Raw genomic sequence first — 12,709 nt, forward strand, 5'->3', positions numbered from 1 at the left:
ATACAAGGAGAGCCATCTTGGCAACTAAGATTCGTTTGAAGCGTTTCGGTAAGAAGTTCTACGCATTCTATCGCGTAGTTGTAGCAGATTCTCGCGTAAAGCGCGACGGTAAGGTTATTGAGGAGATCGGTGTATACGATCCAAACAAGCAGCCTTCCCTCATTCAGATTAACTCTGAGCGCGCACAGTACTGGCTCGGCGTTGGCGCACAGCCATCCGAACCTGTTTTGAACCTGCTCAAGATTACCGGTGACTGGCAGAAGTTCAAGGGCCTGCCAGGTGCAGAAGGTACTTTGCGCACCGCTGAAGCTGGTCCAGATGCTGCTGCACGTATTGAAGCTGCAGACAATGAAGCTCAGAAGCTTAAGGCTGCAAAGTCTGAAGCTGCTGCAAAGGCTAAGGCAGAAGCTGCTGCTGAAGCTGAAGAAACACAGCCAGAAGCAGAGGCTGAGTAAAATGTTGACTGAAGCGGTAGAGCATTTGATTAAGAACATCGTTGATTTTCCAGACGATGTATCGGTAAAGTCTCATGACAGCGCTCGAGGCGAGCACATTCGCGTTCGCGTTAATCCCGAAGATATTGGTCGCGTTATTGGACGTCAAGGTCGCACGGCATCCGCCATCCGAACCGTCGTTCAAGCTATTGCGGACCACAACGTTCGAATTGATATTATCGATGCGCGCCGCTGATTCTACGCACACAAACCCTCAACAGCGCACGTTGTTGAGGGTTTGTCGTATTGGACGAGCTCAGGGTCTTAAGGGTGAAGTTAATGTTCGCGCTTTTACTGACGACCCTGAGAATCGTTTTGCCCCGGGAAGCGTATTACTCACGAAAGATGGTCGTGAGTTTAGAGTTATGCGCTCCCGCAATTTTAAAAGCCGCTGGATTATTCTGTTCGAAGGTATAAGCAATCGCAACGCTTCCGAAGAACTCAACGGCATTGATCTTTTTATTGATAAAGAAGCCGACCTGCCAACTGACGGTGAGGATGAAGGCTGGTACTTAGCAGATCTCGTAGGTCTTGACGTTCTGGAAGTCAATGACCCTGAAACTGCTCGAGCAGCCGATTATGACGGCGTAGAAGTGCATGAAGTGGGCACAATTAGCGCTGTATACAATAACACTGCTCAAGATCTGTTGGAAGTTAAGAACGAGAGTGGTAAAATCTCACTTATTCCTTTTGTAGAAGATATTGTTCCTGTTGTTGATGTTGATGAGGGCTATGTTATTATTGACCCTCCTGCTGGTTTATTAGATCTGTAAAAGGTTTTTTGTGCGCATCGATATTGTTTCTGTTTTTCCTGAATATTTCAATGTTCTTGATTTGAGTTTGCTTGGTAAAGCTCAAGATAAGGGATTAATTGAGTTCGGCATTCATAATTTGCGCGATTGGACTCATGATGTGCATCACAGCGTCGATGATACGCCTGTGGGCGGTGGCGCTGGCATGGTGATGAAGCCAGAAGTATGGGCGCAGTGCCTCGATGATTTACTCGGCATTGAGCCTTTAGAATCTATTGAGCAGGCGGATGCTGCTACTGGCTGTGATTCATCGGCTGTGCTCGTTTTTCCTAATCCTTCTGCCCCAACTTTTACGCAGAAAGATGCTACTGAGCTTAGCCATGCCAAGCACTTGATTTTTGGTTGCGGACGTTACGAAGGCTACGATGGTCGTTTGCCTGCTTATTACGCAGCTCAAGGCTACGATGTGCGCGAATATTCGATTGGCGATTATGTGCTCAACGGTGGCGAAGTAGCTGTGTCTGTAATGGTCGAGGCCACTACCCGTTTAATTGATGGTTTTATGGGCAATCATGCATCTATTGAAGAGGAATCTTATACTGGTTCTGAAGGTCTGCTTGAACATCGTCAGTATACAAAACCTGCTACATGGCGCGGTATGAGCGTTCCCGAGGTTTTACTTTCGGGACACCACGCCAATATTGATCGTTTCCGCCGTGACGAAGAACTGCGCCGTACCAGCGCTTTACGTCCCGATATTATTGAAGCTTTAGATTGCTCGCGCTTAGATAAGAAAGACCGCAAACTCCTCACAGAGCTTGGATGGATTGTGAACGGCGATCATCCTCGTTCCAGATAGAAAACATCTGTTTCTCCATATTCCTTACGCAAGTAAATCTGCCAATCTTCAGGTGCCGTAATATCTTCGGAACGCGCAGAACGTTCCACCATTATAATGCCGTTCTCAGTTACGGCAGAACTTAATTGTTCTAACTGCTCGTTCACCTCTTGCGTGCTGACGGCATACGGAGGATCCATAAAAACAAGGTCAAACATCTTCGTATTGCTCACGCGAGCGCAAAACTTTTCTGCTGTTGTGCGCAAAATACGCACAGCTACCCCACACTGACCTGATTCTTTCAATCCTTGAGCGGTCTGCGTAATCAAAGCAGCTATCTGAGCATGAGCTTCTACAAAAGTTACCGCCTGCGCGCCACGGCTTAAAGCTTCAAAACCCAAGGCTCCCGTACCTGCATACACATCGGCTACGTTCGCTTTATCCAGTGATCCAATCGCTTCTAAATGGGAGAAAATCGCTTCTTTAGCGCGGTCGGTTGTAGGGCGAGTAAGGTTTGCATTTTTCGGGCTTTTAATCTCCTGCCCCTTAAAACGACCAGCAATAATACGCATATTTTCTCCTACGAATTCATCGAATAGCCTGAAGCCATACGCATAAAGTCTAATACAGCACCCTTGAGTTGTGCATCTCGAGAGAGGTTTTTATCGTGCTCAAAAACGTCTTGAGCGGCTTGGCGCGCCTGAATAATAATATCGGCGTTCTTCACCACATGGAGCAGCTTAAAGGAGGAGGTGAAACCTGCCTGAGCTGACTTGAGCACATCTCCCGCACCTCGCAATTCTAAGTCTTTCTGTGCAATAACAGCTCCATCAGAAGAATCACGAATAACTGCCAAACGTTCGCTGGCTATAGACTCCGGTTCAGCATTATGTACAAAGAACGCCCATGATTGAGTGCCGCCACGTCCCACACGTCCGCGTAACTGGTGTAGCTGGGATAATCCGAAAGTATCGGCATCGAAAATAATAATGCAACTTGCTTGAGGCACATCCACACCCACTTCAATAACAGTGGTGGAGACCAACAGAGGTGCTTCTCCCGAAGAGAAACGCTCCATAACCTCAGCCTTCGTAGCATCGTCGTCGCGCCCTGTAAGTGTTACCACGGATATGCCTGTAAACTGCGGCAGGCTAGCTAAGCGCTCGCTCATCTCTTCCACAGAATGCAAAACACGCGCAGGCTTGTCCACAAGCTCACCGGTAAGTGGGTCAATACCAATCTCCTCAAAACCCGATTCGTTGTAAGCGTCTTCTGCGTCTTCGCCATCTGCGTCAATGCGCTTGCACACCACATACACACGCTCCCCCGCATCAATGCGTTCGCGCGCATGAATAAAGACACGCTTCATTGTGTTTGTGTCTGCTTCGTCCACAAGAATTGTGCGAATCGGTTTGCGCCCACCAGGCAATTGTGCCAACCATGACATATCGAGATTACCGAACCATGTCATAGCTGCAGAACGAGGAATAGGTGTTGCCGTCATCACCAGCATGTGCGGCACCATACCCTCTTCGTTCACTTCAGAACGCAATACTTCGCGCTGTTCTACGCCGAAGCGGTGCTGCTCATCAATTACCACAAGCGCTAAATGAGGAGCTTGGAAAGTCTTGGAAAAAGCGGCATGCGTTGCCACCACGATGCACGGCACTCCCGATGCAGGAACAGACAGTGCTCTACGGCGTTCTGCTAACTTCATGCCACTTTGCAAGAGCACAAGCGGAATATCCTGTAACCCAGCATCAGCCAAAGCCTGACCAATGTTGGCAAAATGCTGCTGAGCCAACACTTGCGTAGGAGCCACCAGCACAGCCTGATGTCCCGCGCCCACAGCTTTCAGCACAGCAGCAAGCGCTACCAAAGTTTTACCCGACCCAACTTCTCCTTGAAGCAAACGGCTCATCGGCGTGCCCGAGCGCATATCTGCAGAAATCTCAGCAATAACCTCCTGCTGTCCTTCAGTCAAATCAAACGGCAAGCTGTTCACCAAACGCTGCACATACCCCTCGTTGTCCTCGCATACGTAGGCTTGCGAGCTTTTCGTATCTTCACGAGCCATCACCATCGCCATCTGCGATACGAAAGCTTCTTCCCAACGCAAGCTATCCAAGCCCTGCTCGAACTCCTGGGGCGTTGTTGGGCAGTGTACAGCCAGCAGAGCCTCAGCTTTATGCATAAGTTTGTGTTCCACGCGCACGCTCTCAGGTAGAACATCGGGAATAACTGCTGCGAGATCCTCGGCATGAGCCTGTAAATTGCGCGCATTAGCAGCGCTTTCATCTTCATCTGGCTGAGTGGACACATGCGAAATACCTGTCATAGCCTCTAAAACCGTAAGCACGGTCTCATGAATATGTGGCGAAGAAATGCGTGACGTGGCATGATACATCGGCTGAGGTTGACTCAATTTATCTAATGCCTGAGCCAAGGAATCCGCTTGCCCAAGCGGAAAACTGGAATCATCATCTCGAACCGTACATGTGACGGGATGTGTGAACTGAAGAGTGCCACCATATGCGCTCGGTGTTCCTTGCACAGCTATGCGCTGACCTTCGCGCAGACGAGAGAGTAGATAATCCACATAGTATTTTTTATGCGTAAAATACACAAGCTGAACAGATGCGCGGGCACCTGGCTCACTATCGCGCACTTCCACAACAATGCGTGAACCTCCGCGAGCCATTGAGGAGACATGCACACGATCAATAACACCGCCGCACACAGCCGTCTGACCCACAGCAATCTGATCCATAGAGCGAGCCGCAACAGGTGCTGACACACGGAAAGGATAGTAGGTCAGCAAATCTTCACAGGTAATAACGCCGAGCTTTTTGAGCGCTCCCACACGTCGCTTATTGCTGATAAGCGTTGATAGCGCTGCATGAATATCAACCATGGGGACGCCTCGTTTCTGCTCGGTTTGCTTGATTGATTGCTTGCTCTCTATTGACTTAACGTGCGAGCGGGTGCTGTTACTACTGCTGATACTAAAAAACCCCAGGATTTCTCCCGGGGTCAGTTGGTGACAAAACTATGCCACGCGACGCTGAACCTTGCCAGCCTTAAGGCAAGAAGTGCAAACGCGGAGGCGAACGTTTTCGCCATCAACAGTTGTACGCACAGCCTGGAGGTTTGGCAGGAAGCGACGCTTATTACGAATATGCGAATGCGATACGCTATAACCGGTCTGTGGACCCTTACCGCATACTGCGCAACGAGCTGCCATCTTGGACTCCTCTGTTTGTATAAGTCTAAAACTCACATCTTCCGTGCTCTGCGACCACTATGCCAATAGGCACAACCAATAGGCACAATGCGCCTAGAGCAAACAACTTCTCTATAGTACACAAGGAGGCAGACCTTTGCAAACCTCGGACATGCTTGACAAGCATACTGCGCTGTGAGCTAACAGCCGCTGTGTCTGTCTTGAAATCACTGTGAAAATCTTAGCCTGCAACTTGTGCTGCTCGCTCTTTGCTATACAGTCGTGCCTAGAGCCTAAACCCTAGAGCGCACACTACTGCAAGGACGACCATGAATAGCATCATTAAATTTCTCACAAACTGGGTAAATAACCAAACAGATCGTTTTATCTTTCTTGCCATCACGATAGTAGTTACTGTCTTAATTTCGCATTTTGTAGCAAAGGCTATGCACGCTCTGCTTGATCGTTCTCCTTTGCCTAGCGCCAGCTTATTTATTAACGTTACCCGTTCTGCCCTGTGGGTGATTGCTTTTATTATTGTGCTTAAACCCGTTTTCGGCATTGAGGCAAATTCCTTAATTACCGCTCTGGGAGTTGGTGGTGTGGCGATTTCCTTGGGTATGCAGGACACTATCTCCAACATTATCAGCGGTTTCGGCCTTATGGCGGGTCGCGTCATTAAGCCGGGCGACCGCGTAGTTATTAACAATATTCACGGCACAGTTAAGGATGTTACCTGGCGACACACAGTTGTTATTGAGCGCAACGGTAACGAAATGTGGATTCCTAACTCTGTGCTCAACACTGCGAGCTTGGAAAAGATTTTGCGCTCAAACGAGGCATATACCACCTTACGTATTTTATTAAAGCCTTCTATTGATGTGCGTTCCACCGTTGCCGATATTGTGCGCACAGTTCAGACCGCAACGCTTAATTACTCGCTCAAGGGCACAACTCCTACTGTGCGTTTAGTCAGTTTTACTGCGTACGGCATTGAAGCAAACGTTGTTTTATATGCAAAAGAACGCACTGCTTACTCAGTTATTCATGACAGTGCTGCACGCGCTTTGGCAGGTAAGCCATATCTTGCTTCTGCTTTACCAGATAGCGGTGAGCCAACAGCTTCTACAGTTCCGCTCGATAATATTCAATTGCCTGATTTAGTGTCTACTCAGATTTTGCGCACACCGTTAGTAGATAACGCTATGGAGGGCGCTTCTGCTGCTAAGAAGAAGGTTGTTGATACAGGAGTGACGACTGTAGTTCAAAAACCAGTTGAATTTCCTGCTCCGGAACGTTGTAAGAAGAACAGTTCTAAGGAGTAAATACTGGGCGCTTTTGATATAAGCGATAGCCAACTGCGCGAAGAAAACCGCCTCTTTGGATTTTTAGTGGGGTTTTGGTTTGCTTTCGTGCTTGCTCATAGCTTGACGGAATGGTTCATGAAGCGTGACTTGCTCTAGCGTTCCATGATTCACGAACGTTCTGATTATTTCTACAGGGGTAAAACGTAGCGTGAAACATGCTGTGCGAGAGTGCTCCACGATTGACGAACTCATCTCTATCCGGTTGAACGCATAACCTTCGACGTGAATCGTGCTTCGGTATAGTACCTCATGATTCACGAACTCAGCGCTAACAATGCTGACATCCCTACAACCGAAACACTCACCAAAATCCGAAGACTCCTTACAAAGGTGGTTCTATCAATCCGCATGCCGTAGGTTATGATGCCGTGCAACGCATTACCTCTCGGAACAGTCAGAACCCTCAATACAACACAAACGCGTGAAGAATACAACCTGTAAGTAAAACGGCGAGATTCCAAGAAGAATCTCGCCGTACTGTTTTCTCTGGAGGAGAAATCTTATAGTTATCCCTTAACAGAGCCAGACATAGACTGCTGGTAGTAGCGCTGCATCAGAATGAACAAAATCGCAATCGGAATAGATACGCACACAGCTCCAGCTGCAAAGCGTGCATACCACTCATTCACGTACTCCTTTTGCAGCATCTGCCACAGCCCCAAAGCCACCGTATAGTTGTCTTGCGTACGGGCAATAGCCTTTGCCAGCACGAAGTCAAGCCACGGCCCCAAGAAGCCTACAATAGCCTGATACACAATCATAGGCTTGCAGATAGGAATAATGATCTCCACGAAAACCTGCCAGCGCGTGCAGCCATCAAGGTACGCAGCTTCATCGAGCGACATAGGAATAGTATCCATATACCCCTTCATCACATAGAATCCCATACCCGATCCAGCAGAGTATACCAAAATGAGGGAAATAATAACCAACGATCCGCTGGTCAATCCAAATGCCTTCAAAATGAAGTAGATGGCAATAACCGACATAATCGATGGGAACATGCCTAAAATCAAGGCAATATTCATAAAGGTTTTACGCCCGCGGAAACGTAAGCGTGACATGCAGAAAGACACAGCCAGCACAAAGAACATCGAGATTAAGCAGGTGAAGACTGCAATAATCAACGTGTTCATAAACATGCGAGGGAAGTTCATCACGCTTGTTTCGGTGAACAACTGAATATAGTTGTTGAAGGTGTACTCAGTTGGGAAGAAGGTTGGCTGATATGCCGCCGTATTCTTGTTAAAGCTTTCAAGGAACACCCACACCACAGGCAGAATCCAGATTGCCGCCATCAGCGCCAAGAAAATATGCGTAATAGTATCCGTAAGAATGCGACGATACTTTTGGTTCTTCCAAAATGGAATCTTATCGTTTGCGTGCTTCGTTGTTTGAGTATTCATTACAGGAAACGCTCCTCATTCTTGTAGGAACCGGAACTGCGGTAGGTAATCAGAGATACCACTGCAAGCACAATAAAGGTCATAATGCCAATAACAGCGCCGAGATTGTAGTTATTCTTATCCACGGTGAGCTTGTACAGCCAGGTAATGAGCAAATCTGTTTTACCTGCAGATGCCCCCACAGGGGTTGGAGCACCGCCGGTGAGCAGATAAATCACATTAAAGTTATTCACATTACCCGTAAAGGTGGTAATAAGGTAAGGCGTCATAACGAAGAAGATATATGGCAAAGTCACGTTGACGTAGCGCTGCCACCAGTTTGCACCATCCAGTTCTGCAGCTTCGTAAAGTTCTGCTGGAACATTTTGCAGAATACCAGTAATTTGCATAATGGTATATGGAATACCCACCCACAGGTTAATAACAATAACGGTAACGCGCGCCCACAAAGTATCGGTGAGGAATGGCAAGGCGTGATGAATCAAGCCAGAGTCAAGCAGTAAGCGGTTAATTGCACCATCCTGACGCAACATGGTCTGCATAACCAGCAAAGATACGAACTGAGGCACAGCAATCGACATGGAGAAGCATGCACGCCAGAAACCCTTGAGCTTCGTGGTTTTGCGGTTAATAATCATCGCCATAAACATGCCGAGGAAGAAGTTCAAGAAGGTAGCAAAGAACGCCCAAATCAAGGTCCATACTAAAACATCAAAGAACATACTTGCCGTTACATCTTTGCTGCCCTGTCCAAAGAAGAGACCGAAGTTCTTTAATCCTACCCAATCAAAGAGCACTGCATGGTCTTTATCGTAATTGGTAAAAGCCATGGAAATCATAAATACCAATGGCAAAATAGTAAAAACAACCACGCCCAACACCGGCAAAGACATTAAACCAATCTGTGCACGAGTGTCGAAAATATCATGCCAATCTTCACGAATTGTTGTTGCTCGTCCGCGCTCAGCAACGTCATGCTCAGCTTTGAGCGAGCTGCGTGCAGACAGAGCGGAAAGCCATACGAACAAAATAGCAGCGAAAATAGCCATAACGCCGTACAGCAAAATAACGACAGAATTATCGCCTGCAGTATATTCCCAGAAACCGTCAACCTTTACTCGTCCCTGCTTAACCGTGCCCAAAGTACCAATTTTTGACAGATACGTAGAGCCAGTAGTTACAAAGTACGAGATAATAGCGATCTCAGAAGCTAAAAATAATAAGCCTTTAACAATCTGCTTGCGCGCCAGATTGCCCACGCCAAAAATAATGTAGGAGAGTTTGGTAAAAATATCACCACTGACCCACGTGCGCCCAAAAACCGAGCTTTTCATAGTAATATCCATCCTCCGAAAAACAGCCAGCAAGATAATAGAAAATCAGATAACAGAAAAATTATCTCGCCTATAAAAACTCCCCACAGTCATTGATGCGTGAGAAAGTGAAGGAGAAGCGCATCAATGACTGTAAGGAGTTTTAAGCATATTTACTTCTTATATGCGTCGAACCATGCCTGCGTCTTTTCAGCCGCATTTGCTGCGGTAACATCACCAGTGGTAATTGCAGTACCGAAGTTTTCGCATGGATCCCAGAAGTTGCTCATCTCTGTCAGAGTTGGCTGAATAATCGAAGTATTAGCCAAAGTGTCAATCTGAGCCTTAGCAGCTGGATCATCGGCAACCATGCTCTCCAAAGACTTGTCTGCTGGAATAATCTGACGCATCTCGTAGTGCTTCTTCTGAGCCTGAGTTGAACCAAGGAATGCTGCAAACTGAGCCGCAATCTTTGCGTTCTTGGCGTTAGGATTATAGGCCATAGAAGTAGAGCCTGCGAAGGACTTCATCTGGTATGTGCCAGAATCAAGAGTGAAGCTTGGCAGCTGTGCTGCTGCATAGTTATCTCCCAAAGCTTCCTTCATGTCCTGTGCACTCCAGGTTCCAGAGAAGTAGACATCTGCAGTGCCGTTCTTCATTGCAGCTAAGCCAGCATTGTCTGCATTATTATCGAGAACGAAGTTAGGGTTCTTCATAAGGCTTGTAAGGAATTCAGTAACTTCTGCAGCGTGTGAACCAGGTTGAATGCCAGCCTTAGCATCTGTACCCTTCTTACCAAAGATGGTCATACCGTCGCCCACATAGAAGGATGGCAAATACCATGAGTTAGCAATATTAAAGGTTACCTTACCCTTTTCGAGCATTGTATTGAAGGACTTAATATCGTCCGCACTGAACTTGGACTTGTTGTAGTACATAAACCAGGTGTTACCCGAGAGTGGAACACCATAAAGCTTGCCATCGGTACCAGTAACCGAATTGACCAAGGTTTCGTCGTTCTGCTCTTTTACCTGCTTGGTTGCATCGTCAGACAGCTCACCAATAGCTTGAGCATCTACCAAAGCACCCAGCTGATCGCTTGCAAACTGATATACGTCTGCTGCTGCCGCTGGATCTTGCTTAACAGTGGTTGCTGCATCTGCAGACGTGACCACCGAGTTCTTCCAAGTAATCTTGTATTCAGGATGTTCTTTTTCGAATGCAGCTTCCATAGTTTGCAGCCAGGAATCCTTCTTGGCCTGATCTTCCGCAGCAGACCATACGGTAATGGTTGCTGTTTTAGAATCCGAACCAGAACCTGAATTCGAGGCGCCACATGCGCCTGCGCCTAAGAGCATGGCAGCGGCTGCACCAGCAGCTAATACCTTTGCAAACTTCGTCATCATTGACCTCCCCCAAAAAACGAATCTCTATCGAGGTAACAAACTTCAAGCAATGAACAAGTGCGAGCACCGTGCCCATTTCTTCTTTGTTACTAGAACTGAGTATATCCGTTTTGCATACGTTTGCAAGTTTTATTTGCCGAAAACAAGTAAATGATGAGAAAAAGTATTATATAGAAAGACTTTAGCTTTTGGATTTGCTTTTTGAACGTAAGAAAATATATTATTTTAAGCCATTTGGGAACGTTCTCAAGAAATATTACAGAAGTACGTTTGACATTATTTATTATCTCATAAAATGGACAAAATACTGTATGCCGACGTCTTTCGAAAATCGGCATACAGCAGACAGAGCGAAGGAAGAACGCAACGACTTTAGAAAACGACGAACAGCGTTCCGAAAACAAGAATAAGCAAATATGCTCCATACCACCCCAATTGCACTACGCGATTATCGTGGCTATACCCCATTTTGTAGTCATTGCGGTAATGCAAAACAACAGCGCCAATACCTGGAGTAATCACGCACATCGCGCCGAAAATTCCCGATAAGAGCATCATCGTATTCTCTTTAAGACCGAGGAAGTAATAAATATAAGCGAAAACGAGCATAATCAGCCCCAACGGAACTAACTGCTGACGAATGCCCACGCGAAGCATCAGCATCCACATAGCAGCGAGCACAAAAATAACAGTATCTAATACGAGGGTATTGCGCGAATGCTTCGAAAATACCTTGCCTGTTTTCGCGGAAATATTTTTCATAATCTCGCCGCGCACGCTGAAGGTGAAAATAATAATAAATACTGCCCATACCGGATTTTGTGAGCTGAAATCCCATGCTTTACCAGTGGTTACCATATCGTATGGCACTTCGCTGAGCAGAGCAAGCACAAAAACGCGGGCAAGATAGCCGTTCATATGGCGTGTGTGTTTGATGCCTTGAACGGTTAGCCATGCTATAAGAGGCACAGCCAGCCAAGACAGCACTTCTGAGACGACAGCCAAGGTTAACCCCACCATATTTTCTATGCCAAACAAGGTAGGGAAAATCGCGGTGGCGAGAACCGAGAAGAAAGTGAATACCAAAGCGATGGTTTTAATACCAGCAACAGAGAGACCGCGCTGTTGGGCAGGCTGATCAGCACTGCGTGCATCCGTAGCTGCACGCGTTGATGGAGACGCTGAGGTAGATGCTGAATAGACTTCTGGCGCATAATGCTGATTCTTCTCGCCCATAATATTCCTTAATATATTCCTTCGCCTTCGAACTCGACTGTGCTGGTTGCCTGTACTAGTTGCCCAGTGAAACCGTTAAGCACATGGCAGCTGCATTACAATCTCCTGCGTTGTAGCCACTTAGTCTAACAATCTACATAAACAAGCTCAAACAAATGCCATAGAGGTTCATCTGACTTAGTGGGGGGGGTTCGAGGTTTGCGGGTGCGTAACTAGACACAATTAACCTTCACACTGCGTTAAATTCGAAGAGCTATTACTCTCACACATTCAGCTTAACCGATTAATACACCTGTTATGCCAGTTTTGATGCGCAAAAATGGCTTCAAAACTGGCATATCGGTTGCGCGTATCGACTTCACTCATAAAATAAACACATTCACACTGCAGCGATGCCTTAACACATAACATTCGGAAGAATCAACTGGAGCCTAATGAGCAACATTCTCCCCTAAGCCCCACTAACTCCCGAAAGCCTTCGAATATACAACCTCGCCCGATCAAAAATCAGTACCCTTTTTTATTACATCATTTTGCAAGTTCTAACCGTTGTGAGCAAGGACACGTTCAACGCACCTCGCTCACAACACGTGAATAAGCATAACCCACATGTTAAAGCACAAGTTTCACATATCGGTTACTGCCAAGCCACGTTAAACAGCACAAACAAACCA

12 protein-coding genes are annotated in these 12,709 nt (G+C 46.8%); 5 read left to right on the forward strand and 7 right to left on the reverse strand.

Annotated elements, in window-relative coordinates:
- The first annotated feature begins 17 nt into the window (after positions 1-17).
- The 4 genes from rpsP to trmD are packed head-to-tail and all read left to right on the forward strand — an operon-like array spanning position 18 to position 2,105.
- Positions 18-455 carry a 30S ribosomal protein S16 gene (gene rpsP, locus HMPREF2909_RS02420; RefSeq protein WP_021617573.1) on the forward strand — a complete coding sequence of 146 codons (438 nt, stop codon included), beginning with the start codon at positions 18-20 and terminating at the stop codon, positions 453-455.
- 1 nt (position 456) lies between these two features.
- A complete protein-coding gene (locus tag HMPREF2909_RS02425) occupies positions 457-690 on the forward strand; it encodes an RNA-binding protein (RefSeq protein WP_021617572.1) in 234 nt (77 codons plus the stop codon).
- Positions 677-1,267 carry a ribosome maturation factor RimM gene (gene rimM / locus HMPREF2909_RS02430; RefSeq protein ID WP_071415096.1) on the forward strand — a complete coding sequence of 197 codons (591 nt, stop codon included), beginning with the start codon at positions 677-679 and terminating at the stop codon, positions 1,265-1,267. The genes HMPREF2909_RS02425 and rimM overlap by 14 nt, the downstream gene beginning before the upstream one ends.
- A gap of 10 nt (positions 1,268-1,277) precedes the next feature.
- Positions 1,278-2,105, forward strand: coding sequence for a tRNA (guanosine(37)-N1)-methyltransferase TrmD (gene trmD / locus HMPREF2909_RS02435; RefSeq protein ID WP_071415097.1), 828 nt, complete (start codon positions 1,278-1,280; stop codon positions 2,103-2,105).
- Here trmD and rsmD read toward each other — a convergent pair.
- The 3 genes from rsmD to rpmB form a co-directional block, all read right to left on the reverse strand.
- The gene (rsmD, locus tag HMPREF2909_RS02440) at positions 2,087-2,656 is read right to left on the reverse strand and encodes a 16S rRNA (guanine(966)-N(2))-methyltransferase RsmD (RefSeq protein ID WP_071415098.1); all 570 of its coding nucleotides are present in this window, start codon (positions 2,654-2,656) and stop codon (positions 2,087-2,089) included. The genes trmD and rsmD overlap by 19 nt on opposite strands.
- Before the next feature lie 8 nt (positions 2,657-2,664).
- Positions 2,665-4,998, reverse strand: a complete 2,334-nt coding sequence (locus HMPREF2909_RS02445) for an ATP-dependent DNA helicase RecG (RefSeq protein WP_071415099.1) — start codon at positions 4,996-4,998, stop codon at positions 2,665-2,667.
- 135 nt (positions 4,999-5,133) lie between these two features.
- The gene (rpmB, locus tag HMPREF2909_RS02450) at positions 5,134-5,328 is read right to left on the reverse strand and encodes a 50S ribosomal protein L28 (RefSeq protein WP_018142574.1); all 195 of its coding nucleotides are present in this window, start codon (positions 5,326-5,328) and stop codon (positions 5,134-5,136) included.
- A 308-nt stretch (positions 5,329-5,636) separates the two neighbouring features.
- Here rpmB and HMPREF2909_RS02455 point away from each other — a divergent pair, with 308 nt between their 5' ends.
- Entirely contained in the window at positions 5,637-6,632 is a 996-nt protein-coding gene (locus HMPREF2909_RS02455) for a mechanosensitive ion channel family protein (RefSeq protein WP_022856940.1), read from the forward strand.
- Between the two features lie 548 nt (positions 6,633-7,180).
- Here HMPREF2909_RS02455 and HMPREF2909_RS02460 read toward each other — a convergent pair.
- The 4 genes from HMPREF2909_RS02460 to HMPREF2909_RS02475 form a co-directional block, all read right to left on the reverse strand.
- A complete protein-coding gene (locus HMPREF2909_RS02460; protein WP_071415100.1) occupies positions 7,181-8,080 on the reverse strand; it encodes a sugar ABC transporter permease in 900 nt (299 codons plus the stop codon).
- Positions 8,080-9,414 (reverse strand): carbohydrate ABC transporter permease, encoded by a 1,335-nt coding sequence (locus tag HMPREF2909_RS02465; RefSeq protein ID WP_230467071.1) that lies wholly within the window; start codon positions 9,412-9,414, stop codon positions 8,080-8,082. Before HMPREF2909_RS02465 ends, HMPREF2909_RS02460 begins: the two co-directional genes overlap by 1 nt.
- Positions 9,415-9,566: 152 nt before the next feature.
- On the reverse strand, positions 9,567-10,796 hold the full coding sequence (locus HMPREF2909_RS02470) for an extracellular solute-binding protein (RefSeq protein ID WP_071415101.1): 1,230 nt from the start codon (positions 10,794-10,796) through the stop codon (positions 9,567-9,569).
- Between the two features lie 375 nt (positions 10,797-11,171).
- Entirely contained in the window at positions 11,172-12,035 is an 864-nt protein-coding gene (locus HMPREF2909_RS02475; protein ID WP_071415102.1) for a hypothetical protein, read from the reverse strand.
- Positions 12,036-12,709 lie beyond the last annotated feature (674 nt).

The sequence above is a fragment of the Alloscardovia sp. HMSC034E08 genome (assembly GCF_001813415.1).
GTDB classification, from domain to species: domain Bacteria; phylum Actinomycetota; class Actinomycetes; order Actinomycetales; family Bifidobacteriaceae; genus Alloscardovia; species Alloscardovia omnicolens.

What these genes read in the sequence shown, in the direction of transcription:
- HMPREF2909_RS02425 (WP_021617572.1), top strand. Translation starts at nt 457, where the DNA reads ATGTTGACTGAAGCGGTAGAGCATTTGATTAAGAACATCGTTGATTTT.
- rimM (WP_071415096.1), top strand. Translation starts at nt 677, where the DNA reads ATGCGCGCCGCTGATTCTACGCACACAAACCCTCAACAGCGCACGTTG.
- rsmD (WP_071415098.1), bottom strand. Translation starts at nt 2,656, where the DNA reads ATGCGTATTATTGCTGGTCGTTTTAAGGGGCAGGAGATTAAAAGCCCG.
- HMPREF2909_RS02445 (WP_071415099.1), bottom strand. Translation starts at nt 4,998, where the DNA reads ATGGTTGATATTCATGCAGCGCTATCAACGCTTATCAGCAATAAGCGA.
- rpmB (WP_018142574.1), bottom strand. Translation starts at nt 5,328, where the DNA reads ATGGCAGCTCGTTGCGCAGTATGCGGTAAGGGTCCACAGACCGGTTAT.
- HMPREF2909_RS02455 (WP_022856940.1), top strand. Translation starts at nt 5,637, where the DNA reads ATGAATAGCATCATTAAATTTCTCACAAACTGGGTAAATAACCAAACA.
- HMPREF2909_RS02460 (WP_071415100.1), bottom strand. Translation starts at nt 8,080, where the DNA reads ATGAATACTCAAACAACGAAGCACGCAAACGATAAGATTCCATTTTGG.
- HMPREF2909_RS02465 (WP_230467071.1), bottom strand. Translation starts at nt 9,414, where the DNA reads ATGAAAAGCTCGGTTTTTGGGCGCACGTGGGTCAGTGGTGATATTTTT.
- HMPREF2909_RS02470 (WP_071415101.1), bottom strand. Translation starts at nt 10,796, where the DNA reads ATGACGAAGTTTGCAAAGGTATTAGCTGCTGGTGCAGCCGCTGCCATG.
- HMPREF2909_RS02475 (WP_071415102.1), bottom strand. Translation starts at nt 12,035, where the DNA reads ATGGGCGAGAAGAATCAGCATTATGCGCCAGAAGTCTATTCAGCATCT.